This window comes from Flavobacterium psychrophilum DSM 3660 = ATCC 49418 (assembly GCF_002217405.1).
Classification (GTDB): domain Bacteria; phylum Bacteroidota; class Bacteroidia; order Flavobacteriales; family Flavobacteriaceae; genus Flavobacterium; species Flavobacterium psychrophilum.
Genome location: NZ_MUHE01000048.1, coordinates 1 through 25,217, shown reverse-complemented (window position 1 = coordinate 25,217; position 25,217 = coordinate 1). Strand labels below are relative to the sequence as shown.

Sequence of the window (25,217 nt, the reverse complement as noted above, 5' to 3'; positions counted from 1 at the left end):
GCAGTATTTACCGCACAATTAAACCCGTTTTAGCTTTAAAAACAAGACCATATTTGTTATGTACATTGTCATTCTTCAAATACCAAACTGTGCGTTTATTATTTCAACAAATTCAACAACAAAATGATATTAACCTTTAATTAAATTTATTTTTACCAAAAAAAAAGTTAAGATTAATTTGCAATTCGATTTCGTTTCATACATTTGTAACCGAAAATCGAGAGGAAAAATTTGAACTGATTGCAACCTCGTTAAAAAAATGCTAAAGCAGAAATTCTTCTTTATCATTCCCTTGCAATCACATTTTTTTCTTCACTAAATTAATTTTAAATAATTATATTATGGCATATTTATTTACGTCAGAGTCAGTAAGTGAAGGACATCCAGACAAAGTTGCAGATCAAATTAGTGATGCATTAATAGATAATTTTTTAGCCTTCGATGCACAATCGAAAGTAGCTTGCGAAACATTAGTAACTACCGGTCAAGTAATTCTTGCTGGAGAAGTAAAGTCTAATACGTATCTTGATGTGCAAAACATTGCAAGAGAAGTGATTAGAAAAATTGGATACACCAAAAGCGAATACATGTTTGAAGCTAATTCTTGCGGAATTCTTTCGGCAATACATGAGCAATCGGCAGATATAAACCAAGGTGTAGATAGAGCAAGCAAAGAAGAACAAGGTGCTGGAGACCAAGGAATGATGTTTGGTTACGCCACTAACGAAACCGAAAACTACATGCCTTTAGCATTAGATTTGTCGCATGCTTTACTAATTGAATTGGCTAACTTAAGAAGAGAAAATAACGACATTAAATACCTTCGTCCAGACGCAAAATCGCAGGTAACTTTAGAATATTCTGACGATAACAAACCACAAAGAATTGATGCGATTGTAATTTCTACCCAACATGATGATTTTGATGAAGAAGCTACAATGTTGGCAAAAATAAAAACTGATTTAGTTAGTATTTTAATCCCTAGAATTAAAGCAAAATATCCGCAATATGCGCATTTATTTAATGACCAAATCACCTACCACATTAACCCAACAGGGAAATTCGTAATTGGCGGACCTCACGGAGATACTGGATTAACTGGAAGAAAAATTATTGTTGACACTTACGGTGGAAAAGGAGCTCACGGTGGTGGTGCTTTTTCTGGAAAAGATCCAAGTAAAGTAGATAGAAGTGCGGCTTATGCAACTCGTCATATCGCTAAAAACTTAGTTGCCGCAGGAATATGCGACGAAATTTTAGTTCAGGTTTCTTATGCTATTGGTGTGGCTAAACCAACATCGATAAATGTGGTTACTTACGGAACTAGCAAAGTAAATTTGACTGATGGAGAAATTAGCAAAAAAGTAGAAGCAATTTTTGATATGCGCCCTTACTTTATCGAGCAACGTCTCAAATTAAGAAATCCTATATATAGCGAAACTGCCGCCTACGGTCACATGGGAAGAACTCCAGAAACGGTAACTAAAACATTCTCTGCTCCTGGCGGGCTAACAAAAACTGTAGAAGTTGAGTTGTTTACTTGGGAAAAATTAGATTTTGTAGATACGGTAAAAACTGCTTTTGGAATTTAACCACAAAGTACACGAAGATTATCACAAATCCCAATAGCTATTGGGACACAAATAAAGAAGCCTGACTAAAATTTTAGTCAGGCTTCTTGTTTTTTTAGCCCAGATAGCAGGGAAAATCCTTTTTTAGGCGATTTTTTTCAGTGAAAAAAAGATTAGAATGATCGCTAGAAATAGCTACAAATTGTACTTCAAACTAAATATTAAATATCTTGGTTGCACTGTGTACTGAGAAGTACTAATTCTTACTTGGTCAAATTTATCATCGTTTAACGAAGTTGTATTTAGCAAATTTGTGCCCGAGATTTTATATTCTGTCTTCCTTCCTTTTTTCTGATAAATCAGACTTGCAGTTAAGAAATCATATTCGTTTTTAACTGTTTTTGTGCTATTTGCATAATTGTAAAATTCATACTCTGACACAAAAGAAAAAGCATCTAAAAAGTAATAATCTATCTTTACAGAAGGTGTTTTGGTATAAAATTTAGAATTTTGATAATCATTTATCAAATAATTATAGCCTAATTCGATATTAGGCAAATTCTTATAATTTGTAGATGCCTTTATAGTATAATTTTGAGTCAAACTTTCGTTGGTTTGCGTCAAATTATTTTGAATATTATTAAATTTAGACCAACTACCAGCTAAGGCTAGCGATGCTTTATAATATCGTAAAAACGAACGTTCGTAATTTGCGGCACCACTTATAGATTCGTCGGCAAAATTTGAATTGATTGCCGTACTAACTTGGTTTATCCCCAAAAATACTGATGAGTTTTTTACTGGATTTACTTTTCGTGAATAAGAAATACTAGCAAATATATTTTCGAAATTAAACATATTGTATTTAAAATATCTTAAAGAATGGTTTTGCAACAAGGTGTTTTCTAAACGACGATTCCCTTTAAATAATGAGTTGTAGCTAGAAAATACATTTCCTGCGGCAAACTTATTTATATCAGTAAAATCAGTAGTTAAGCCATAATTATAAGTTAGTGTTTCCGATTTTTTTATTTGATACAAAGCATACACATCTGGCAAAATCCTATAAAAATCATTTTTTAGATTTGTTCCCAATTGTGCATCAGTTGTATTGTATTTATGAACCGAAAGACCTGGGTTAAATGTAAATTTCCCTGTCAAAAATTTATAATGCAATCCCAAAAAGACATCGTTGAAACTATATTTCACGTCATTTCTATTTTCAACAGAATTAATATTATTTGTCGTACCGTTGTCTAGAATTTGAAAAATATTTGAGTTGAATGACTGATAAGAATACGTGTTTCCTAAAGTTATATTGATGTTGCTTTTTGGTGTAAGCATATCATAATAATCTAACTTCGAATCTGTTTTATTTGTTTTTATAAAACGATTTTGATTGATATTATTTCTTGCTTCGCCCAAAACGTAACCACTAAAAAGGAAGGGTTGATTTTCTAAATTGGCATTATAAAATGGGTTCTCGTTTTGATACAAATGTTGTACTTCTAGCGCAAAAACATTTTTGTCGCTCTTAGTATAATAGGCATTAAAACACTGATTTAACGAGAATGGATTTTGCTTTTTATTTGTAATTATGTCTTGATTGTGGATAAAAATTGAATTTGGCTCAAAAACATCTTGGCTCAAATTGTTGTTTTCATCTTCCTTGGATTGTTTTGCTAAAGCATCGTAATCTATTTGCAATTTTGCATTTGGCTTATAAGACCCACTTAATTTATACAATGCCAAATTGCTTTTTTGGTGTGTGATTTCATTTCTTTTTTCTGTACCTCTCGTGGTATGGTCTGCATTTAGATAGTTGGTTTGATTTTTTGTTTCTAAATTTGTTTCTGTGGCAGAAAGAATTACAAATCCTGAAATACTTAATGTTTTTATTGGGTTGTATGAAAAATTTGTTGCCCCGAATTTGGTTTTAATTTCCTTTGCTTTGTCGTTTCTAAGGAGCGAAATTCCTAAATCATTTGAAGAAATATTGAAGTTTGTTCCGCCTTTTTTCATCATATTTTTGAAACCGCCTGTAAATTTAAAATAATCTTGAACTGTAAATGGTAATTCGCCAATATTATTGAAATTTCCCAACACATTAACACTGTATTTCGGACTGTAATAAAACAATTTCGGGTTTACTTCATGCCTACTTTCTGTATGACCAACGCCTATTGCTGCTGTCATGTCGCCAAACCAGAAATTCTTTTTTCCTGATTTTAGTTTGATATTTATCGCCACATTGTCTTCGTTATTTTCTAGGCTTTTTAGTGCGCCCACTTCGTTATAGTTTCTTAAAACTTGTACTTTATCTATCGCATCGGCTGGAATATTTTTGACTCCAAGTTTTGTGTCCCCGTCAAAAAAATCTTTGCCTTCCACCATCAATTTTGACACTTTTTTACCTTCTACTTCTACTTCCCCATCTTTGTTTACGGTAACGCCTGGTAATTTTTTGAGTACATCTTCTAACTTGCGTTCCGTTCCCGTTTTGAAAGAATCAGCATTATAAATAATAGTATCGCCTTTTATAGAAACTGGCATTTCTCGTACAATTTCGACTCCTGCTAATTCTGTGACATCCGCATTTAAGGTGATTGTTTGGGAAATATCTTCTGCTTTTGTAGCCATAACAAGGCTTTTTGTTTTTAATCCTAAGTAAGAAAACTTAATATTATAATTGGCATTTGCTTTTAGCGAAAGCTGAAATTTTCCTTTGTTATTGGTTATCGAATAAGAATCGACTGTTTTTGTAACTTGATTGATCGCCATGACATTTGCCATTTCGAGCGGCGCATTTGTGGTGTCTTTTACAATTCCTTGAAAAGTGATGTTTTGACAAAAAGAAATCGTTGTTGCTAATAATAGCAACAACGAGAATATATTTTTAATTTTCATACTGTTTAAACAAAAATGTGGTTGTTTATTGTGTGGTTCGTGCAGCCCGACTTGAGCGGAAATCCTTTTGAGAGGAGGAACGACGAACAAAAGATTGGGAGCGGAAGGCGGAAAAGCTGCCCAAATAATTTTTTAAATTTTATCTTCCCATTCTTATTTGCATACCGCCATTGCCATCATGATCTTGATGTGTGTGGTTTAGCTCGTCCATTTTTTTAGCAACGATTTCATCATATTTTTTTTGAGTGATTAATTTTGCGTTTGTTGGCGCTTTTATTTCTTTTTTGTCCTTTATATTCATTGCTATTTTAGAACATAATAAGGTTGTTTTTCCTGCGTTGACTTCGAGAATTAAACCCGGTAATCCGAAATAATTCTCAGGGCCATTGCTTACGGGGATTTCTGGTGTGTACCAAGCTATTATTGTTTTATCTTTAGGTTCTTCTATTTTAAAAAACTGAGTGTTGTTTTTTTCTTGCTCCGCTTTTTCTTCTTCATAATCTGCTTTTTCTTTTTGGGTTACGGGTATGATTGTAGTCGCTTTGTAACACAAATAGCTTCCTATTTGTTTTGTTTGTGAGGACAATTCCCATTTATAATCTGCTAAAGAATTTTGAACATTAAATATTTTGCTCATCAAATCTGTTTGAGTAATAGACTGTTTTGTTTTGATGTTCTTATAATGCGAAATTATTATTCCGTTAGGTGACCAATCCCCTCCACCGTCTTGTTTGTTTATATCTAATGTTTTTTCTTCTTTATAAATAGAAATGTTCTTGTCGAAATTGAGAACAAAAGTTTTGTTAAATAATTTGCTCATCCTATCTTCAATAACTTTTCTCATGGCTGGATCCATTTTGGGATCGGAGAGAACGGTGTTTTTAAAATCTTCGGAACTTTGTTTCCATTGATAAATGGCAGTACCTTGAAAACCTTGTGCAAAAAGGGTTGAAGTTATTAATACAAATAATATTGTTATTTTATTTTTCATGTTATTATTTTTCTGGTTTTATAACCAAATCTACAATCATTGCTATCTGAATTTTTGGTTTATTAAGTTTTTTTGTATCTCGTTCATAATCTATATTTGGCATAAATTTATGACCTTCTGTTCTAGATCTAGTCCATGCAATAATTGGACGAATGTTTTTGCTCTCAGAAAAATCAATCGCTGGTCCAATGAAAGCCCCCGTAGTTTTTGGGTTTTTATATTTTGTGTTAATTATTTCTACCCCTATACAAACTCCGTTTTTAGGGAACGAAATGTTTAACGAATCTACATCGATCACAAAAGAATAGGATTTGTTTTCTGGATATACAATTATATCTTTAGAGAAAATTTCTTTTTCTGGAATATGGTTTATACTATCATAACTATAAAATTTTACATTATAAGAAGCTAAATAATCCATCTTACATTTTTCACAAATAAAATTGTCTTGCATCTTATTTAAACTTAAAATAACAGATTTTACTTTTCCTTTTTTATAGTCTGAATTTTCAATATATGTACAATTTTCTGTTCCAAATTGAAATCCAACTTGTCTAGTTTTCCCTCTATAAAACTTTATTGTTTTCTCCCAACCATATTCTGTTTTTTTATTTTGAACAAAAACTTCATTAAGTCTTTCTGTTGTTGAACTTAAATAAAAAATAGAATTATTCTCTTTTGTTTTTATAAAATTAGAAGCACAAACTTTTTTAGTAGTATAACCCAAATAAGAAATCAGCAAATAATCATTCTCATTTGTTAAACTGATTTTAAATTTTCCTTCGGCATCCGAATAAACACCTCGATTAGTTTTATTCAAGGTAACACTAGCTAATTCTAATGGTTTTTTCGAAATACTATCTAATATAATCCCTGAAATATTCTGAGAATAAGAAAAAGTTATAATTGAAAACAATAAAAAGGTGAAGGTTTTTTTCATGTCTTTTTAAAACAATATGAGTTGGTTTATACATTTAAATTTAAGTAAACGTCACATACCCCATATCTATATAACCACCGATGTACCAAACCATTAAATGGCTTCTACTATCTATATAGTTTTGTGGTCTTGCCTAAGTTGAGATTGATGAAAGCAAAACTAATCCTAGAATTGCTAAAAAACCAAATTTTTTCATTTTATTTTTATTTATTATTTACCTACTCATTCGCTTTTCGGTTTACGCGATAAAAATATTCTTGATGGCCATCTTAATGTTTTATCTTACGAAATTCAAAAAAAAAGCATAAAACAAAGTTTTTTTTTGTTAAAAAAAGAAAAACTTAAAGAAAATTTCGATTTCATTAAATATTTAGATTTCAAAGATATTGTTTACCTTGCATCGATGAAAAAAATTGTACTTCTTACTGTTTTTCTTCTCTCATCGTTAGCCCATTGCCAAGACACAAATCCTGTGGTTTCGAAAATAGCGTCGGAGTTTATTGAAGCCGACCAATATATTGGTCAAGATGCTTTTGGGTATAAGTATTATATAAAAAATTGGGTTTTATTTAAAATTAAAAAAGCAGAAAATTATCAGTACAAAAACATTTCTTTAGGAAAAATTTCGAAGGTTGATATTCAGAATTCATTAAAAATTGTTTTGTTTTACGAAAACTTCAATACCGTTATAATAACTGACAATCAGCTAAATGAGATTCATAAAATTAGTTTTTCCCAAAATTCAAAAAACATTATAGCAAGTGCTGTTGGAATCTCTTCGCATAGTAATCTTTGGGTTTTCGATTCCGTAAATCTGCAAATAGGACTATATGATTACTTAAAAAATGAATACAAAAACATAGCCGTTCCTCTTACCCTTGGCCTCAAATATTATGAAACAAGTTTTAACAATTTTTATTGGATTGATGAGAATAACTACTCTTATTCCTGTGATATTTTTGGGAAAATAAAACCTTTAGGAAAAATTCCCGATTTCGATTTGATACAATTTACTTCAAACTTAAGCGTTATCTATAAAAAAAATGATTTATTGTATTACTACGATTTAAATAACAGCAAAAAAACATTAATCCTTTTAGACCAAAAAAGCTACAACAGTTTTTATTATAAAGACCAAAATTTATCTATTTTTACACTCGAAGATATTACAAATTACAAAATTAATTTACCATAATGCACATAGCGATAGCAGGAAACATAGGAGCAGGAAAAACAACACTAACTAAACTTTTAGCAAAACATTTTAACTGGGAACCTCATTTCGAAGACGTTGTAGACAATCCTTATTTAGACGATTTTTACCATCAAATGGAACGTTGGTCATTTAACCTTCAAATTTATTTCTTAAATAGTCGTTTTCGCCAAGTATTACAAATTCGAGAAAGTGGCAAAAAAATTATTCAGGACAGGACTATTTATGAAGACGCCCACATATTTGCACCCAATCTTCATGCAATGGGATTAATGACAAACCGAGATTTCCAGAATTACTCATCACTTTTCGAGCTAATGGAAGGCTTGGTAGGCCCGCCAGATTTACTTATTTATTTGCGAAGTTCGATACCTAACTTAGTAGGACAAATACACAAACGTGGTCGTGATTACGAAAACTCGATTTCGATAGATTATTTGAGCCGACTAAACGAACGTTATGAGGCTTGGGCCGAAAGTTATAACAAAGGAAAATTACTTATTATTGACGTAGACAATGTAGATTTTGTAAACAATCCCGAAGACTTAGGAATGATTATAAATAGAATTGATGCCGAAATAAACGGACTATTCTAAAAACATAAAAAACACAACACAATTATAGGCAAACGAACCCTCAAATCTAAACATCACAAAGCAACTTCCCAAACCCCAAAAAAGCAAGTTATTTCTTAACAAAATACAACCGTTTAGCCCTAATTTATAAATTATTGGCGTGTAATTTACATTTACACTTCATTATTTGTGTTAAAGTTTTTTAGTAAACTACTGATTATCAATATAAAAATAAATAAAACCCCATTAAACCCCATTCTATTTTGAAAATATTTCTAAATAGCAGTCAAATTAATTAAGTTTGTGACATTAAAAAACCAAATTATGAAAAAAAAAATATTTTTATTAGGATTAATGGCTTCTGCCATGACAATGGTAGCACAAGAAAGCAAAAAAAATGAAAGCTGGTATTTTAAACTAGGAGGCTCTTATTTTACACAAACAGCAGCAACAGAATTCCCAACAGTAGATGGTCAGTTACCAAACTCAGACACATACACAACTAACGCCATAGGAATAAACACCTTAGCCTCAAGAGAGACAAATCACGGATCTTTTGGAGAAGGATTTCGCACAAGTTTAAATATAGGATACCGCTTCTCAACACACTTAGGTGCTGAGATGGGAATAAACTATTTTACAGGAAACAGCAAAACAATGGTAGAAACTAAAAATAGACTAGTAGGACCTACTTTTGTAACAGGAAAAGCAGAGGGAAAAATTAGAGCGCTAGATCTAGCACCTGCACTTGTTTTGTTTCTAGGCGAAACTAAAGGATTCGAACCATACACTAAAGTTGGAGTTATTATTCCTATCGTTGGAGATTTAACCATCGAAACAAACAGAACATACACAAACCCATTAGCAACCACAAATACCCACGCAAAAGATGTGGTAAAACCAAACCCAACCCTTGGTTTTATGGCAGCATTAGGAACATCGTACAAATTAGGTAAAAACATTTCTGTTTTTGGAGAACTAGAATACCGTAATTTTACAGTACACGGAAAAAGCAAAGAAACTACAGAATATACCGAAAACGGTATCGACAAATTGAATACCCCAACTGCTTTCCGCCCCGATGCCACTTACTCTGCAAGCCACGTAAATTATGTAGACCAAATAAATTCAACATCAAATAGTAGAGTAACTAATTCCGCTAATTTCGACTCTTCTAGAGCAAAAGACGACATTAGTTCATACGTAGGAATTAGTGGTTTAGGTCTAACTTTAGGTCTAAGATACCACTTATAATATCAAACAAATCATATTATAAATTTTAGGAGCTGCACAAACAGCTCCTTTTTTTTGTTTACCCCCTAAGAAATTCAAACCAAAGCCCCATTTCCAAACCCTTTTTAAGTTTCATAAAAAATGTCAATACATTTATAGTTAAAACTGATTTTCAATCAACAAACTATCCAAAATAAAATTCTACTTTTGTATAACAATTAATAAAGAAAAAAAAATGGCATTAACAATAACCGATGCAACTTTTGAGGAAGTAGTATTAAAATCATCACAACCAGTATTAGTAGATTTTTGGGCAGCTTGGTGCGGTCCTTGTCGCATGGTTGGCCCAGTTATCGAAGAAATCGCAACCGAATTTGAAGGAAAAGCAATAGTAGGAAAAGTAGATGTCGACGCAAACCAAGAATTTGCTGCAAAATATGGCGTTCGAAATATCCCAACAGTCCTAGTTTTCCAAAACGGAGAAGTAGTAGGAAGACAAGTAGGCGTTGCCCCTAAACAAACTTACGCAGACAGCCTAACCGCCCTATTGTAAGAAAAAAAAAAATCTAGGTCTAACAAAAAGTTAGGCCTTTTTTTTTTAGAGGAGCGACCCGCTTGGGCATTCTCAGCAAACCATTTTCCCGCTTTTCGCCTTTATCTTTGTTCGTACCTCACAAAGGATATCGGCTACAATCGGGGCTAAACAAAAAACCAATTACACTTTTGTTATCTTTTAATTTTTAAATCTTTCAATCTTTCAATACATTTGAAGTATGAATATAGATAGCCAAATAGCCAAAACATCCAGTTTCCAACATCTAGAATTACTTGCCAATCAAATTGTAGAAGGTTTCATATCCGGGATGCACAAAAGTCCATTTCATGGCTTTTCAGCAGAATTTGCCGAACACAAAACCTACAACATTGGCGAAAGCACCAAACACATAGATTGGAAATTATTTGCCAAAACAGACAGACTTTACACCAAAAAATACGAAGAAGAAACCAATTTACGCTGCCATCTCATTATAGACAATTCCTCGTCTATGCACTATCCTAAACTAAAAGAAAAACAGTTTTTTTACGAGAATAAAATTGGATTCTCGGTTCTAGCCTCGGCAGTACTAATGAAATTACTCAAAAAACAACGCGATGCCGTAGGACTAAGCATATTTTCTGACACCTACGAATATTACGCTCCTGAAAAAGGAAGCGAACGTCACCACCGCATGCTTCTAGACAAACTAGAAAACACACTACAAACACCAAAAGAAGCAAAACAAACCAACACAATCACCTTCCTACATCAAATTGCCGAAAAAATGCACCGACGCTCTATGATTGTACTCTTTACCGATATGTTACAACCAGAAGAAGACGAACGACTATTTAAAGCCCTGCAACACCTAAAACACAACAAACACAAAGTAGTTTTGTTTCACGTAATCGACAAAAAAACAGAACAAAATCTTGATTACGACAACACGCCACGTAAATTTATAGATCTAGAAACAGGCGACGAAGTAAACCTTTTTGCCCAAACTATAAAAGACAACTACGAAAAAGCAGTAAACAACTACTTCAACAAAGTAGCAAACACCTGCTCATTATATAAAATAAAGTACGTCCCCGTCTCTGTAGATGAAAATTTCGAAAAAATAATTACAACCTATCTTATTGAAAAACAGAAATTTGGATAATTTTAAGCAAAAAAATTAAAAAAAAATTAAAAAAAGGCTTGCGCAACTCAAAAAAGGTTGTATCTTTGCCACCGCAATAAGGCGCAGGTTTGGTAGTTCAGTTGGTTAGAATACATGCCTGTCACGCATGGGGTCGCGGGTTCGAGTCCCGTCCAGACCGCTAAAATTGGGAAAAGCGATTCAGAAATGAATCGCTTTTTTGTCCCAATAAAGCATCAAAGAAAGTTGTGTTGTTTACGTTACGCCTTTGTAAAGCGTAACACGGTCAGTAGTTAGACCAATGGAAAGCTCTCCCTTTTAGGGATGGCTTTTTTGCTTTATAAGAGCTTCAATTTTTAATTTAGGTAAAGTTCTTTTTACTTCTTTTGCTATTATTCGCCAATAATCCATCCCCTAATCCGTTACCCCATATTTCACAAATCATATTTTCGTTATAAAACGGCTTTCAAATATCCTTTTTGGACATAAGAAAACAGAGTAAGATATAATTAATAAACAAGCATTCTAAAGCATTCAAATTTAGAAGTTATATATTTGGCTTATTAGGTTAAGAAAGGCAATTAAAATCATTAAAATTGCCCATTCTCAAATATATTTAAAACAAGACGGCAGTTAAAATATATTTACCTTGTTATAACTAAATTAGCTTTGTTCTAACTTATCATTCACTTTGGCTATTAGGGGTTATTCTATTTATACTCTCTTGTTTAGGTTATATAGTTTATTTAGCTAATACAATCTACCCTTATTATACTAAACTATCAATTTTCTTCTTTAATGATTGAAGTAACACATTTCTGTAATCAATTTTTTTATCTAAAAAGTATTCATAATTTTTAAAAAACGACTTTACTTTGGTACTTCTGTTTGTGCTTTTATTATTTAATTCAAATTTTTCGAGTTCTTCAAAAAAACCATTTCTCTTGATTGCATTAAACTGTAAATATTTTTGGGCATCTCTTTTTCCAAGTTTGTCAATATTTATTTCTTTTTCATCAGAAATTAAATCTACAAAATGTATCGTGCTGATATGTTCCATAAGTTTATAATTAATTTCTTCCCAGTTTTCTAATATTTTATTCAATGTATCAGTATTTTCTCTATAAAAAGGTACGGCACATACTTTTTTTATAACAATTTCAAATCTAAAGCAAGTAAACTTTTTTTGCACATTCATTTTCTTCAAATCATTTAAGAAATTCATATCATTTTTGTTTATCTCTAAATACTTATCATAGAATTTATATTTAAAAGCACTTTCTTTGCCTTCTTTAGTTTTCTTGCCTTTAAGGTAAACGGTTGTATTATCTACTTCTCTTGTAAAATGTCTATGTTTAACAAAACAATTTATTACTCCTTTAAAATAAGATTTTAATAAAAGTGTAACTCCGATTTCCAATTGAGTTACTTCCGCATTTAACAAGTCAATTTCTCTAATTCCAATTTTATCACTTAATAGCTTTATACATTCGTTTAATTGTTTTTTAGTTAGATTTTGTCTTGTATTTTTTCCAAAGTACCATTTTCTTATACTTCCATTAAATTTAATTGTAAAATCATCTTTTACATCATCGTAATAAAGCATTAGCGTTATTCTGAAAGGTCTTATACAATTAGCTTTGTGGTTTGTTATTTCTCTACTAAAAATATGCCTGTTTGGGTATTTACTTGGTCTGTAATTTCCCCAAAGTTTGTAACTATTGACAAGAGTAAAGTCGGATATTTTTATTTTAATTCTATCCATACCATTTATTTTTTAGTTATGAATTTCTCTAACTCGGTTCTTCTGATTAGAATTTTTCCATTAGTAGTTTTTTGGCTACTCTTTAAACCTTTTTTTCTAAATCCGTCAATTACTTTTCTACTCAAACCAAATTCTATTTCAATATCAAAAATAGATAACCATTCTTTTGTAAATTCAGGTCGTTCCGAAATATCCAAAAGCAATTTTCTTGTTTCAATAACAAACTTTACTAGATTGCTATAAACTCGTCGTTCAACCATAATTTTTGTACCCATAATTTTAAAATTTAAGTGTTCATATATTATAGTTATAGTCGCCAGTTTTTTTTTATTTTTTCAAATCGGTTATTTAACATTTATTTAACGCTATTTATTTTTAACAAATCGGTTAATACTTATAAAATCAAATAGTTATGCAAATAAAAAAATCGCTCTATTTCTAGTGCGATTTCTCTCAATTTTAAAATATTTATGTTTTATTATTTATGAATCATACAGTTTGAATAAAAAATGATGTAATATAAATTCGTTATCTTTTCGTTTATGTTTGCTCGTAAAAGTAAAAGCGTTTCCTTCAATTGAGTTTAATTCTATTCCATTTTCAATTAAATCTCCCTCTGGTGATAAATCTGTGGATATATTTAACTTTGAAATTATTGAGTTTTTAATTTTATCTATCTCTCCATTTAAAACAAAACCTAACATTCCTCCAAAATTATTAAATTGGGCATATTTACCATTAAAATGTCTATATACACCTCCATCTTTCTTTGATTTATTATATACATATTCATCAATTGAAACAGCTTTTTTATTTAGGTTTTTACATTCAATGGAATAATATTTTAATTTCTCATTTTCAATATCGACCCAATCACTATGCTGAAATTTCATATCATAAAAACCTACCTGATTGTATTTAACTTTAGATTCAAGATTAATTACAATACCCTCGAAAAAAATTCTTTTATCATTTTTCTCAAACCATTTATAGATGTAATCTTTGATTAAATCTTCAATATGTTTTCTTTTTATTTTCTTTTTTTCAGCTTCAATAAGTGCCGTTAATTCGTCAAATTCAAACTCTTTGTAGAATTTTAACAAATGAAAATGTATTAGTTTAATCCAAAAAGTATCGTCTTTAACTCTTTTTTTTCTACTACTATCAGGGAGAAAACTGGTTTTAGGTAATCGAATGTATTCTCTATCCATATTTACATTCGATTTAAGATTTCTTGACCATCTTCAAAAGCTTTTGTTTCAGTCCAGTTTATATTTTCATCTTTACGAAGTATGTAAACACAATCTTTTCCAAGAATTTTTTCTTGAGAAGCCAAAAAGTTTTCACTAGGATTTTGCTCGAAAATTTCGTTAATAATAAATTTAGAAACTTTCTCGGCTGATGGTTTTTGATTTTCAGAATTAAAATAAATGCCAAAAACAACAAGTTTAAATTCAGTATAATGATAATGCCTGATAGTTATAACATTTTCAAAATAAACCTCAAGAGATTCTATTAAAGTTTGTTCATATTTTTTTAATTCAGATTTAGTGATTTTAGCTTTATTTATAAAAAAGTCTTCAATCCTCTGTTTTTCGAGAAAGTCAAGTTCGTATAAGTCATAGATAAGATTATTCAATTTAGACTCTGTCTTCTTTGAAAAATCTATTTTACTATTTGATAAATTTCTACTAATATCACTAATTTCGATTATCAAATCACTTTCTAAATTAATTGGAATTGGAATATTTCTTATCGCATCATGACCTATTTTAGGGAATGACCCATCGTTTCTTTTTCTATAAAATGAATTTATTATATAATTCACTAAATTAGAATTTATTATTGCAGTAAATAAGTAATATAAATTTTCGTTTTCAAGAAAAATTGAATAAATATCAAAATTATAATATACTTTTTTATCAGAGTAAACAGCATTCAATTTTTTCCCAACTCTATTTATTAAAATCTTATTTGTATTATAAATTTTCTCATTTCTAATTCTGTGAAAATTAGAAATATCATTAACGAAAATAGAAGCATCACTTATCTTGAAGTCACAAAGGTTTTTCGTTAAAATTAAAGGGTGAGCGAAGTCTTTATCTCTTGTTTGACGTGTATATTTCAATTTAAACTCATCAGAATATTTTTTTCGAGATTCCTTGCTTAAATTTTTAAATTTTTCTTCTGTAATATTAAATTCAGATATTATTTGTTCTTTACCAACTATTTGTATTCCGTTATTAATTTTATCCTTACTACCATTTAATATGATTAAATAATCTTCGAGTTTTTTATTTTTTTCTAATTTTTTAATCAACTTTAAATCAAATTCATTTCCAATCAAAAAATCACGTAATCTAATTTCATCTTTGATTATTTTTTCTTGATAAATTTCAATTATTTTATCTTCTTGAATAATTAAAAGTTCAAACGGTTTTTCAGAAAACAAACCCATTTCAACTGGGTAATATTCAATTATATTTTTATTTCTGATGTTATTGAAGACTAAAGCATTTACACTTTCATTAGCATTTTCAAAAAGTATATTTTTTACTTTCGATAATTCATATATTTTTTCAATTCCATAACTTTCGTAAAAGTATTTTTGGAATTTTTTAGAATTATCATTATAAAAATTTGAGTTATTTGAAACAAAACCGAAGCGAGTATTATCATTGCTCCAGTCTTTTATTTTTATTAAAAAGCATTGAGATATTTGATGCTTACCAACAATTTCTTTTGCTTTTAATTCTTTATCAAAATATTTTATTACATAATCGTTTAAAAAACTTACCTCCTCATCACTTGATTTAATTTCAAAAAAAGGAGGATTACCTACAATATAATCAAATTTTTTATTAGCAAAAGGAGCGTTTTTAGTATCTAGTGAATTACGACAAATAATGTTTTCAAAAAAGGAATATTTTTTAAATAATCTAACTTCATTTTCGTTTTTTAATTCATTAGAAATAAATTCTTTTATTTCTTCAGCGTCCAAATCTCTAAATATTTGTAATGATAAAGAAAAAATTGTAAATCTTTGGGCAATAGATTTTTTTTCAATTCCAAAAATATTTTCTGAAAGTAATTTAATTCTATGCTCTATTTTTTCAGAAACCCTTTCAGAATGACAAGGATTATTTTCTATAAGTTTTTGAAAGGCAACTATTAAAAACATTCCAGAACCACAAGATGGGTCTAATACTTTGCCGATTTTTTGTTTTGGTATTACATCATCAATTATAAGTTGAGCTAATTTTTTTGGGGTATAAAATATTCCGCTTTTTTTCTGATCTTCTTTTAAAAAAATCTCATATATATAGCTTATAAACTCCACAGGAATAATACTGAATTGAAAATCAAAAAGTGAAAGTTGCCCATTAGGTTTTGTTCCAGAAATTGAATGATACATTAAGTCAAACACCTTTTCGTTAAGGTAATCTTCACTTATTTCTGGGGTTACAAATAAATAATTATTGAAAATTTCATTAATTATCTTAAATAGATAATTCACTTTCAAGGCATCTTTATTTTTTAATAATTCCTTGTAGGTTATTGAATTATTATCAAAATAATGCTTGTAGAAAAAAGAATTTATAATATGATTGTCTTCTAAATATTTAATATATAAAGTTCTATCAATTAAAGCTTGTACTATATTTTCATCTTTGGTTTCAATTAATAAATCTTTTTTTAAGTTTTCAAGTGTAAAGACAAGCTCTTTATCAATGCTTTTAGATTTCTTAATTTTATCGATAAAACCCTTGTAGTTTAACCAAAATGCACCACTATCAAATTCCCATTTGTTTATTGAATCTAATTTATTTCTATCAGCAATATTTCCAGAAAAAGTATCTATTTTATAAAGTGAAATTTCTGTTATAGGAGAGATTTTAGCATAATAAAGATTTAGCTTAAAATCATTTTCAAATAAATCAGTTTTCTTTGTTTCTTGAATAGAAAAAATTAAATCTGCTTTATCTTCATTCCATATATATTTTCTAATTTCTTTAAACTCACTATCGGTTAAAGTTTCTGTAATTAAATAAAATGAAGTTTTAGTTTGAGGTGGGCATTCGTAAAAAAATATATGGTTCTCAATTTTATTTGATAAAATTTCATTAGTTCCAAAAAAATCCTTTTTCAATTTTAAATCATCTTTAAAATTAAATCCTTTTGAAATAAAAAAATCTTTTACAACGCTCATTTAAGTTTTAACTATCTGATTAACAATAATTTGAATAAAAATTGAATTTAACAGTGTATTAACCAACAAATATAGACCTTATTTTTTTAAATTCATAAATTTAAAAAAAAATACTAATTATGCTATGTTCAAAATTTAAATGACTATTCAGTGAATAAGATAGAATACTTATATTAAGCATCTTTTTAAGCAGTAAGTTTTATATTTAAACTAATTTATCTTTTTCTTTATTAAAAAGCATTAGCATTGATTATTTAACCAATAATGAGCATGTTACAAACTAAATCTATACTTTTTTTATCCTTTATTTTAATTAAATATTTAGTTATTTTGTAAAATTGTAGATATTTCAATTTTAAAACTTCCTTTTGACGATAATTTATTACTTAAATAAATTACAATTACATCTCCTTTATTTTCATAACTCAAATAATTTTCATTTTTTTCTTCAAGCTTAAAGTTGGTCTTTTTTAATTCTTCGATAACTTTATCCAATAAAATCTTATCGGAAAATTCAAAAGTTACAATTCTAATATCTTTTCCAATACCATTATCTCGACCAATATAGCTTTCTAAATATTGATTGTTATTTACAAATGAGTACCATTCGTTTAGTGGTTCTTCATTTTTAGGATATTCTAATTTTTTCCAATCGTTACTTAAAACAGAATTAATCTCACTTGAAGCAGTTTTAGAAATTCTAATTAATTCATGTATATTTTTTACAAAGGATATTTTTTCGCTTTTGTAATTAGAAATATTATTCAAAGGATTACTTTTTTTGATGTCTTGTAATTCTAAATTTTCTTTGTTTTTTATTATATACCCACCATTTATTTTTTTATTTACAATTACGTTGATTGAGTAACAACCAATTGGTAATTTGTAATCGTTATCAGATTCAGTTTGTAAAGTAACAATTCTATTTCCATCTTCATACATAGAATTAGATTTCAATTTTCCTTTTAATTCAAATCCTTGAAAGGTTAGATTTTTTGTAATTCTACTTAATAAATTTTTATCGTTAGAAACAAAATTTGTTAGCCAAATAGTCTGACTAGTTTGCAAATCCATTTTTCCGCATTTTTTCAAGATTTGCTTTTTATTATCTTGATTATATGAAAAAATATGGCGTTCAGTAATAAATCCTTTTTCAGAAGTATCTTGAATAGGAGGATTTAATTTCCAAGTATTTTGTAATTCTTCAATCGTTTCCTCTACGTTTAATTCAGAAATTTCAAGTAAATCTTTTAGATTATTAATCTGAGAAGTGCCTTTTACAGTAATAAATAAGGCAAGTATTGTAGTAAATATTATTCGTTTCATCATTTTAATTTTCAGCTAAAATAATAAAAAATACATAATATAAGCGGTTTTATTTATGCGGTAAATTATATGCGACTATTTTACAAATTTCGTTAAATGGAAAAATTAGACAAAGAGTCAGAAGAAACGATTTTATTAATCGCTGAAAAGATTAAAACATTACGAAAGGAAAAAGGTTACACAAGCTACGAAACATTCGCTTTCGATTACAATATTAACAGGGTGCAATATCATAGAATAGAAAAGGGTCAGAACATTACGCTCAAAACCCTTATCAATGTTCTCAAAATTCATAATTTAACAATCCAAGATTTTTTTAAGGATTTGTAGAATTAATAAAATTTATTATTCGTAAATTATTTTTACAACTCTTTCGTACTTTTTTAAAAAAACAGAAGATAAATATATTCGTATAGCTAAATCCATAACACCAGTTTTAGAATAAAATAGATTTTTTTTCTCTAATTCAAGTTCTGTTAAAATTAATTCAAAAGCACTATTATACTCATCCTTTGTTAGTTTTTTATTATCAAAATTCTGAAAGTACCAATTATTTAACCTACCTCTTATAACTAATGAATATTTTCCTTTTGTTTTGTTATGATACATATAAAGATTTAAAAAAACCATTTTGCTTTTTTCATTTTTATTATATAATCTAGCTCGAAATAAAAAATCACATTTATTTGAGGCGTACTTTATTTCTTGGTTTTGAAAAGATACATTTTCCCATTTCAAATTCTCTGATGGAATATAATCGTTACAAAAAAATTCTATTTTATTTTTCATATTATATTTGGTTAAATCGGTTATTTTCATTTTTTGGAGTAAAGTTTACATTTGCCATTACGTCTTTCATCTTGTTTACATTTAAACCTGTATAAGAATAAGTTTGGCTCAATTTTTTATGCCCCATCATTTTAGATATTACAAAAGCATTTACATTGCTATTTAGTAATGTAGTTCCAAAAGTATGTCTCGCAAGATGAAAATGGAGTTTCGTTTCTACTTTAGCCATTTCTCCAATCTTTTTTAAATATCTATTAATGGTTTGGTTTTCGATACTTGGGAATATATTTTCGTTTTCATTTCGTTTACTCCAAAACTTGCAGATAATTTTCTTTGCTTGTAAATTAACAGGGATTTTTAAATCAACACCAGTTTTAACTTGTTTTAGAGCAATTATTCCATTTTTATAGTTTTCTTTTTTCAAAGCTACAACATCACTAAATCGCATTCCAGTATAACAACCAAACAGAAACATTAATCGAGCTAGTTCCAAATGCTTTTTAGTAGATAAATCGCAAATTTCTATTTTGTTAATATCGGTAAGAGTCAAATATTCCTCTCTTACTCTAGGTGCTACATTTTGTAAACCTTTCCAAGATTCATTTTTTACTACACCCAATTTTACAGCTTCTTTCAACACGGTTTTCAAAAACTTAATCATATTGTATCTACCGCTTTTAGTTTCTAAAAGATAATTATCAAACTCTACCATAAACGAATAATCTACATCGGAAATTTTTAAGTTCGGTTTAAAATCTTTCATCTTCTTACCAAGAGTAACATAATGGATTTGGGTACTTTCTCTAATCGTCAAGAAATGTCGTTTGCAAAATGTTTCATAAAATTTAGAAAACAATAATTGGTCTTCGATTTCGGTTTCAGATTTTCCATTCCAGAAATTAGAAATGTCAGTTTTAGAAACTGGTTTACCAATGCTCTTATTTTCTCTAATAAAATCTTCAAGGTTTTGTTTTTTCTTTCTAATTAAAGCATTTAGATTACCATAACCTTTGCCGATACCTTGCTCGGCATTTTTGTCCCAAAACTTTTCCTCGATAAATTCAGCCAAGGATAATTTTTGGGTTACATTACTACGTTGTAGAATAATGTAAATAGGACAAGTTCCATCTTTTCTAATTTTGTCCGTTCTTAAAACCGCTCTCACGGTAAAGTAATTTGTTTCCATTTTTTATAATTTTTGGAGTTAATACTTTCTTTAATAACTCTAGTAAGCTTTTTTTTCGATCACGAAATTTCAGCTAAATTATAATAAAAAACTTACAAAATAAAGTTAATGTACTGATTTAGTGATATTTGATAAAATAAAAATTTAACATTTACAACAAAACTTTAACATTATTTAACACTTATATAGTGAAAAACCTCACAGAAATATAACCAAAATCAACTTTTTAAGCACAAAAAAGTTTACAAAAATATTTTTTTATATAAATATTTTGATATATTTGCACCGTTGAATTTTACAGGAAACATCCCCTCGGGCATTACCTATTATAATTCAACCCTTGTAAAGTATAGTATTTACTAACGATATATGGACAGATTCGAGTCCCGTCCAGACCGCTAAAATTGGGAAAAGCGATTCAGAAATGAATCGCTTTTTTGTCCCAATAAAGCATCAAAGAAAGTTGTGTTGTTTACGTTACGCCTTTGTAAAGCGTAACACGGTCAGTAGTTAGACCAATGGAAAGCTCTCCCTTTTAGGGATGGCTTTTTTGCTTTATAAGAGCTTCAATTTTTAATTTAGGTAAGTTCTGGATCACAATCTCAAAACCTCTGGGAAAACAAAAACCACGGATCAAGTCGAAAAAATCCTTTTCGAAGCTTTTACCACTCCAAAAAGATTACTTCGCTATGCTTTTATTTTTACCTAAGCTCAGCAAACTTCACTTGCAACGAAAAACCCACCCCTTGCAACAATGCCCTAATATGGAGATTTAAAAAAACTATTTATTGCACAATTCATCAATTCACATTAAAAACAAAATACTTACTAAAACGCTTTTTATAGATTATTTTTCTGAAAAGAATGAACAAATTAAAAGAAAAAAGAAAAATTATCTAAAATATTATTTTTTTTAGAAAATAAAACTATATTTGCAGAATAAAATTATACTCAAAATGAAAATTACAATATGCAATATATGTCGTATGGCCTCGGAAAATTCCGCAGAGTATCGTATTGCATCATTTTATTTTAAAATATACAATCAAACCTCTGGCAATTGCAGAGGTTTTTTTATTTAATCAAGCATAAAACAAACACAACATTTAAGGTGAATCTAATAGCAAATAAAATGACGGTATGCTGTATGATGTGCATGTGCACAATTTCCTACTATTCCATAAAGCGAAAGAGATAATCTTTATTATAGTTTAAACTATAAGCCCTTTTGGAAAGTGATCTAAAAGGGCTTTTTTATTGCCTTAAAAATTTAAACCAATCTTTAAATCTAAATAAAATGAGTACACAAAAATTTGCAACAAACGCATTACACGCAGGACATGATGTTACTAAAAATGGAGGTACGAGAGCCGTTCCTATTTACCAAACTTCTTCGTATGTTTTTAACAATTCAGATCATGCAGCTAATTTATTTGGTCTTGCCGAAGCGGGATTTATTTACACCCGATTAAACAATCCTACAAATGACGTTTTAGAACAACGATTAGCAGCATTAGAAGGAGGAATTGGCGCTGTGGTAACAGCATCAGGAACCGCAGCACTTTCTACAGCTTTACTAGTATTACTAAAATCAGGAGATCACATCGTGGCCTCTAATAGCTTATATGGCGGAACTTATAATTTACTTAAAGTAACTTTACCCAGATTAGGCATTACCACAACATTCGTAGACCCATCAAATCCTGAAAATTTTACCAAAGCGGCACAAGAAAATACAAGAGTGTTTTTTGCAGAAAGTTTAGGAAATCCAAAACTAGATGTATTAGATTTAAAAGCTATTTCAAAAGAGGCCAAAGCCTTTAAAGTTCCTTTTATTGTAGATAACACTGTTCCCTCACCTTATTTACTAAACCCAATTCAGCACGGAGCCAATATTGTAATTCATTCTTTAACCAAATATATTTCTGGAAACGGAACATCACTTGGCGGAGTCATTATCGATGCTGGAAATTTTGATTGGAGCAACGGAAAATTTCCAGAATTTACAGAGCCATCTGCAGGATATCACGGATTAGTATATCATGAAGCTTTAGGAAATACTGCTTTTATTGCCAAAGTAAGGATTGAAGGATTGCGTGATTTCGGGGCAGCTTTAAGCCCATTTAATGCTTTTCAAATTATTCAAGGTCTAGAAACATTGCCTATTCGTGTTCAAAAACACAGCCAAAACGCATTGGCATTAGCCCAATGGTTAGAAAATCAAGAGGATGTAGCTTGGGTAAATTATCCAGGGCTAAAATCTAGTAAATACTATGATTTAGCACAAGAATATTTACCAAAAGGACAAAATGGAGTCGTAACCTTTGGGTTGAAAGGAGGATACGAAGCAGCTAAAAAAGTAGCAGATCAAACTACATTATTCTCCCTTTTGGCAAATATTGGAGATACAAAATCGCTAATTATTCACCCAACAAGCACAACCCACCAGCAACTTACTAACGAAGAACAAGTTGCAACAGGGGTTACTAAAGATTTAATTCGCCTTTCGGTTGGCTTAGAAGATATCGAAGATTTAAAAGCTGACTTGAAAGCAGTTTTCGAAAACATTAAAAATCCTCAATTAGTATAAGAAATTCGTTTTTTGTTTGTAAAACTGTCTTTGATGACCTGAATTTATCAGAGGCAGTTTTTTATTAAGTTGTTTAAAATGGAAAAATTAAAAAAAATAATCATATCAGATTTTATTACCGAAGGCGGAAAACTTCAAAAGAATTTACCCCTTTTTTATCAAATATTCGGAAAACCCATAGGAATAGCACCAATAGTATTAATTAATCACGCACTAACAGGAAACTCTCAAGTAACAAACGAGAATGGTTGGTGGAAAGAGTTAATAGGTAAAAACAAAACGATAGATACAAACCATTATACCGTTTTAGCTTTTAATATTCCTGGAAACGGATATGACGGATTAAAAGAAAATCTGATTCATAATTACACCCATTTTACAGCTAGAGATATTGCTAAAATATTTTGGAAAGGGTTAGTACAACTGCGAGTAGAAAATCTTTTTTCGGTTATTGGCGGAAGCTTGGGTGGCGGAATTGCTTGGGAAATGGCAGTTATTAATCCCATTGCGATCGAAAATTTAATCCCTATTGCTTCAGATTGGAAAGCTTCGGATTGGGTAATTGCCAATACCCTAATACAAGATAAAATCCTAAACAATTCTAATTATCCAATTCCCGATGCGAGATCACACGCCATGCTTTTGTACAGAACACCACAATCTTTAAAACAAAAATTTAATAGAGAAAAAAACGAATTAAAAAACATATTTCAAATAGAAAGTTGGCTAATTCATCACGAAGAAAAATTGCAAAAGCGATTTCAATTGGCTTCATACAAAATGATGAACCATCTTATAAAAACAATCGACATTACTAGAAACAGAAAAGATTTTGTAACAGTTGCCAAAGTCATTCAATCTAACATTCACATTATAGCGGTAGATACCGATTATTTTTTTACCGCCGATGAAAACCGAGAAACCTATCAAGATTTAAAAAAAGTAAAGCAAAATGTATTTTACCACGAAATTAAATCAATACACGGACACGATGCGTTTTTAATAGAATACAAACAATTATCTAAAATATTAGAATCAGTTTTCAACAAACAAAAACAACAAAATTATGCCAACAATTAGAATAAACATCGTACTTTTCGGAATAGGAAACGTAGGAAGCACATTAATTAACCAAGTTTTAGAAAGTCAGAAATTCTTTTTAGAAAAGAAAAATATCGAACTGCGATTTCCAGTTATTGCAAACTCAAGCTTGGCTTTTTTTGAAAAAGAAGGAATCACAAACCAATGGGAAGCACATTTTTTACAAACCGCCATTCCTTATAAAATAGAAGATATTTTCGAGTATATTCAATCTAAGAATCTCGAAAACCTTATTGCTGTAGATGCAACTGCAAGCCAGGAAATAACAAAAAATTATATTTCATTAATTCAAAACGGATTCAATATTGTAGCCGCCAATAAAAAAGCCAATACATTACAATTTAATTTTTATAAAGAATTGCGAGAAAACCTAACCCTGTTTCACAAATTTTTCTTGTATGAAACAAACGTTGGCGCAGGATTACCAGTAGTACAAACGATTAATAATTTGCATTTTTCGGGAGAAAAAATTACAAAAATACGTGGTGTTTTTTCAGGTTCTTTAAGTTATATTTTTAACAGATTTTCAGACGAGGAAATCCCTTTTTCAAACATTTTAGTCGATGCCGAAAAAATTGGATTAACAGAACCCGACTCTCGAGAAGATTTATCTGGAAATGATGTAGCAAGAAAATTACTCATTTTAGCAAGAGAAATAGACCACGAATTTGAACTTTCAGATATTAAAATCGAATCATTATTATTACCCAACTTAAACGAATCGAATACAAAAGCGGAATATTTAACAAACAAATCATTGTTCGACAAACCGTTCGAAATAGCTAAAATTACCCAAGCAGAAAATCATGTTCTAAGATATATTGGAGAATTTGATATAGAAAAAAAATTACTCGAAGTAAAACTCGTTTCAACACTTAAAAACTCACCGTTAGGACAACTTAAAGGAGCCGATAATCTTATCGAAATTTATACTAAATCGTATGGAGAAATCCCAATAGTTATACAAGGCGCAGGCGCAGGAAAAGAAGTAACAGCCCGTGGCGTTCTAACCGATATTTTAAAAATTGCAGAAACAGTAAAAATAAAAGAAACTGTTTTGGTATAAAAAATATAGCCCACAAAGCCTATTTCTAGTTTGTTTTCCTACAAAAAGCAAACAGCATAATACCAATTTAGCTTT

The 25,217-nt window shown here is 29.6% G+C and carries 20 protein-coding genes and 1 tRNA gene; 11 read left to right on the top strand and 10 right to left on the bottom strand.

Annotation, left to right across the window (positions count from 1 at the left end):
• Nucleotides 1–341: 341 nt before the first annotated feature.
• Entirely contained in the window at nucleotides 342–1,592 is a 1,251-nt protein-coding gene (gene metK / locus B0A57_RS10920; RefSeq protein ID WP_011962442.1) for a methionine adenosyltransferase, read from the top strand.
• A gap of 174 nt (nucleotides 1,593–1,766) precedes the next feature.
• On the opposite strand, the gene B0A57_RS10915 is transcribed toward metK, so the two are convergent.
• From B0A57_RS10915 to B0A57_RS10905, 3 genes are all read right to left on the bottom strand, one after another.
• Complete coding sequence (locus B0A57_RS10915; RefSeq protein WP_052079074.1) at nucleotides 1,767–4,478, bottom strand: carboxypeptidase regulatory-like domain-containing protein; 2,712 nt, start codon at nucleotides 4,476–4,478, stop codon at nucleotides 1,767–1,769.
• Between the two features lie 139 nt (nucleotides 4,479–4,617).
• Nucleotides 4,618–5,469, bottom strand: coding sequence for a GLPGLI family protein (locus B0A57_RS10910; RefSeq protein ID WP_034097434.1), 852 nt, complete (start codon nucleotides 5,467–5,469; stop codon nucleotides 4,618–4,620).
• Nucleotides 5,470–5,473: 4 nt separating this feature from the next.
• The gene (locus B0A57_RS10905) at nucleotides 5,474–6,409 is read right to left on the bottom strand and encodes a carboxypeptidase-like regulatory domain-containing protein (protein ID WP_038465953.1); all 936 of its coding nucleotides are present in this window, start codon (nucleotides 6,407–6,409) and stop codon (nucleotides 5,474–5,476) included.
• A gap of 322 nt (nucleotides 6,410–6,731) precedes the next feature.
• Here B0A57_RS10905 and B0A57_RS10900 point away from each other — a divergent pair, with 322 nt between their 5' ends.
• The 6 genes from B0A57_RS10900 (at nucleotide 6,732) to B0A57_RS10875 (ending at nucleotide 11,290) form a co-directional block, all read left to right on the top strand.
• Nucleotides 6,732–7,604: a hypothetical protein gene (locus B0A57_RS10900; protein ID WP_227029028.1), complete on the top strand. Its 873-nt coding sequence runs from the start codon at nucleotides 6,732–6,734 to the stop codon at nucleotides 7,602–7,604.
• Nucleotides 7,604–8,218: a deoxynucleoside kinase gene (locus B0A57_RS10895; RefSeq protein ID WP_011962436.1), complete on the top strand. Its 615-nt coding sequence runs from the start codon at nucleotides 7,604–7,606 to the stop codon at nucleotides 8,216–8,218. Before B0A57_RS10900 ends, B0A57_RS10895 begins: the two co-directional genes overlap by 1 nt.
• A gap of 303 nt (nucleotides 8,219–8,521) precedes the next feature.
• On the top strand, nucleotides 8,522–9,451 hold the full coding sequence (locus B0A57_RS10890; RefSeq protein ID WP_038465949.1) for an outer membrane beta-barrel protein: 930 nt from the start codon (nucleotides 8,522–8,524) through the stop codon (nucleotides 9,449–9,451).
• A 214-nt stretch (nucleotides 9,452–9,665) separates the two neighbouring features.
• Complete coding sequence (trxA, locus tag B0A57_RS10885; RefSeq protein ID WP_011962434.1) at nucleotides 9,666–9,983, top strand: thioredoxin; 318 nt, start codon at nucleotides 9,666–9,668, stop codon at nucleotides 9,981–9,983.
• Between the two features lie 220 nt (nucleotides 9,984–10,203).
• Nucleotides 10,204–11,130: a DUF58 domain-containing protein gene (locus tag B0A57_RS10880; RefSeq protein ID WP_034097422.1), complete on the top strand. Its 927-nt coding sequence runs from the start codon at nucleotides 10,204–10,206 to the stop codon at nucleotides 11,128–11,130.
• 86 nt (nucleotides 11,131–11,216) lie between these two features.
• Nucleotides 11,217–11,290: transfer RNA gene (locus B0A57_RS10875), tRNA-Asp, on the top strand.
• A gap of 588 nt (nucleotides 11,291–11,878) precedes the next feature.
• Here B0A57_RS10875 and B0A57_RS10870 read toward each other — a convergent pair.
• From B0A57_RS10870 to B0A57_RS10850, 5 genes are all read right to left on the bottom strand, one after another.
• Nucleotides 11,879–12,874 carry a hypothetical protein gene (locus B0A57_RS10870; protein ID WP_038465946.1) on the bottom strand — a complete coding sequence of 332 codons (996 nt, stop codon included), beginning with the start codon at nucleotides 12,872–12,874 and terminating at the stop codon, nucleotides 11,879–11,881.
• A 5-nt stretch (nucleotides 12,875–12,879) separates the two neighbouring features.
• The gene (locus tag B0A57_RS10865; protein ID WP_038465943.1) at nucleotides 12,880–13,149 is read right to left on the bottom strand and encodes a hypothetical protein; all 270 of its coding nucleotides are present in this window, start codon (nucleotides 13,147–13,149) and stop codon (nucleotides 12,880–12,882) included.
• A 207-nt stretch (nucleotides 13,150–13,356) separates the two neighbouring features.
• The gene (locus B0A57_RS10860; protein WP_038465939.1) at nucleotides 13,357–14,085 is read right to left on the bottom strand and encodes a hypothetical protein; all 729 of its coding nucleotides are present in this window, start codon (nucleotides 14,083–14,085) and stop codon (nucleotides 13,357–13,359) included.
• 2 nt (nucleotides 14,086–14,087) lie between these two features.
• Nucleotides 14,088–17,084, bottom strand: coding sequence for an N-6 DNA methylase (locus tag B0A57_RS10855; RefSeq protein WP_038465937.1), 2,997 nt, complete (start codon nucleotides 17,082–17,084; stop codon nucleotides 14,088–14,090).
• A 321-nt stretch (nucleotides 17,085–17,405) separates the two neighbouring features.
• Complete coding sequence (locus tag B0A57_RS10850; RefSeq protein ID WP_074460272.1) at nucleotides 17,406–18,413, bottom strand: hypothetical protein; 1,008 nt, start codon at nucleotides 18,411–18,413, stop codon at nucleotides 17,406–17,408.
• Between the two features lie 93 nt (nucleotides 18,414–18,506).
• Here B0A57_RS10850 and B0A57_RS10845 point away from each other — a divergent pair, with 93 nt between their 5' ends.
• Entirely contained in the window at nucleotides 18,507–18,740 is a 234-nt protein-coding gene (locus B0A57_RS10845; protein ID WP_038465930.1) for a helix-turn-helix domain-containing protein, read from the top strand.
• Nucleotides 18,741–18,755: 15 nt separating this feature from the next.
• Here the strand turns inward: B0A57_RS10845 and B0A57_RS10840 are convergent, their stop codons facing one another.
• Together B0A57_RS10840 and B0A57_RS10835 are read right to left on the bottom strand one after the other, a co-directional pair.
• Nucleotides 18,756–19,199, bottom strand: coding sequence for a hypothetical protein (locus B0A57_RS10840; RefSeq protein ID WP_123960891.1), 444 nt, complete (start codon nucleotides 19,197–19,199; stop codon nucleotides 18,756–18,758).
• A gap of 1 nt (nucleotide 19,200) precedes the next feature.
• On the bottom strand, nucleotides 19,201–20,385 hold the full coding sequence (locus B0A57_RS10835; protein ID WP_038465924.1) for a site-specific integrase: 1,185 nt from the start codon (nucleotides 20,383–20,385) through the stop codon (nucleotides 19,201–19,203).
• Nucleotides 20,386–21,682: 1,297 nt separating this feature from the next.
• Here B0A57_RS10835 and B0A57_RS10830 point away from each other — a divergent pair.
• The 3 genes from B0A57_RS10830 to B0A57_RS10820 all read left to right on the top strand — a co-directional run bounded on the left by B0A57_RS10830 (nucleotide 21,683) and on the right by B0A57_RS10820 (nucleotide 25,142).
• Nucleotides 21,683–22,975, top strand: a complete 1,293-nt coding sequence (locus tag B0A57_RS10830; protein ID WP_011962432.1) for an O-acetylhomoserine aminocarboxypropyltransferase/cysteine synthase family protein — start codon at nucleotides 21,683–21,685, stop codon at nucleotides 22,973–22,975.
• Nucleotides 22,976–23,053: 78 nt separating this feature from the next.
• Nucleotides 23,054–24,055, top strand: coding sequence for an alpha/beta fold hydrolase (locus B0A57_RS10825; RefSeq protein ID WP_034097419.1), 1,002 nt, complete (start codon nucleotides 23,054–23,056; stop codon nucleotides 24,053–24,055).
• Nucleotides 24,042–25,142 carry a homoserine dehydrogenase family protein gene (locus B0A57_RS10820; RefSeq protein ID WP_034097417.1) on the top strand — a complete coding sequence of 367 codons (1,101 nt, stop codon included), beginning with the start codon at nucleotides 24,042–24,044 and terminating at the stop codon, nucleotides 25,140–25,142. Before B0A57_RS10825 ends, B0A57_RS10820 begins: the two co-directional genes overlap by 14 nt.
• Nucleotides 25,143–25,217: the final 75 nt, after the last annotated feature.

Excerpts from the sequence above, each read along its gene's own strand:
- B0A57_RS10835 (WP_038465924.1), bottom strand. The coding sequence starts at position 20,385 with ATGGAAACAAATTACTTTACCGTGAGAGCGGTTTTAAGAACGGACAAA.
- B0A57_RS10870 (WP_038465946.1), bottom strand. The coding sequence starts at position 12,874 with ATGGATAGAATTAAAATAAAAATATCCGACTTTACTCTTGTCAATAGT.
- B0A57_RS10825 (WP_034097419.1), top strand. The coding sequence starts at position 23,054 with ATGGAAAAATTAAAAAAAATAATCATATCAGATTTTATTACCGAAGGC.
- B0A57_RS10840 (WP_123960891.1), bottom strand. The coding sequence starts at position 19,199 with ATGAAAAATAAAATAGAATTTTTTTGTAACGATTATATTCCATCAGAG.
- B0A57_RS10855 (WP_038465937.1), bottom strand. The coding sequence starts at position 17,084 with ATGAGCGTTGTAAAAGATTTTTTTATTTCAAAAGGATTTAATTTTAAA.
- B0A57_RS10890 (WP_038465949.1), top strand. The coding sequence starts at position 8,522 with ATGAAAAAAAAAATATTTTTATTAGGATTAATGGCTTCTGCCATGACA.
- B0A57_RS10860 (WP_038465939.1), bottom strand. The coding sequence starts at position 14,085 with ATGGATAGAGAATACATTCGATTACCTAAAACCAGTTTTCTCCCTGAT.
- B0A57_RS10830 (WP_011962432.1), top strand. The coding sequence starts at position 21,683 with ATGAGTACACAAAAATTTGCAACAAACGCATTACACGCAGGACATGAT.
- B0A57_RS10820 (WP_034097417.1), top strand. The coding sequence starts at position 24,042 with ATGCCAACAATTAGAATAAACATCGTACTTTTCGGAATAGGAAACGTA.
- B0A57_RS10915 (WP_052079074.1), bottom strand. The coding sequence starts at position 4,478 with ATGAAAATTAAAAATATATTCTCGTTGTTGCTATTATTAGCAACAACG.
- B0A57_RS10850 (WP_074460272.1), bottom strand. The coding sequence starts at position 18,413 with ATGATGAAACGAATAATATTTACTACAATACTTGCCTTATTTATTACT.
- trxA (WP_011962434.1), top strand. The coding sequence starts at position 9,666 with ATGGCATTAACAATAACCGATGCAACTTTTGAGGAAGTAGTATTAAAA.
- B0A57_RS10880 (WP_034097422.1), top strand. The coding sequence starts at position 10,204 with ATGAATATAGATAGCCAAATAGCCAAAACATCCAGTTTCCAACATCTA.
- B0A57_RS10895 (WP_011962436.1), top strand. The coding sequence starts at position 7,604 with ATGCACATAGCGATAGCAGGAAACATAGGAGCAGGAAAAACAACACTA.
- B0A57_RS10905 (WP_038465953.1), bottom strand. The coding sequence starts at position 6,409 with ATGAAAAAAACCTTCACCTTTTTATTGTTTTCAATTATAACTTTTTCT.
- B0A57_RS10865 (WP_038465943.1), bottom strand. The coding sequence starts at position 13,149 with ATGGGTACAAAAATTATGGTTGAACGACGAGTTTATAGCAATCTAGTA.
- metK (WP_011962442.1), top strand. The coding sequence starts at position 342 with ATGGCATATTTATTTACGTCAGAGTCAGTAAGTGAAGGACATCCAGAC.
- B0A57_RS10845 (WP_038465930.1), top strand. The coding sequence starts at position 18,507 with ATGGAAAAATTAGACAAAGAGTCAGAAGAAACGATTTTATTAATCGCT.
- B0A57_RS10910 (WP_034097434.1), bottom strand. The coding sequence starts at position 5,469 with ATGAAAAATAAAATAACAATATTATTTGTATTAATAACTTCAACCCTT.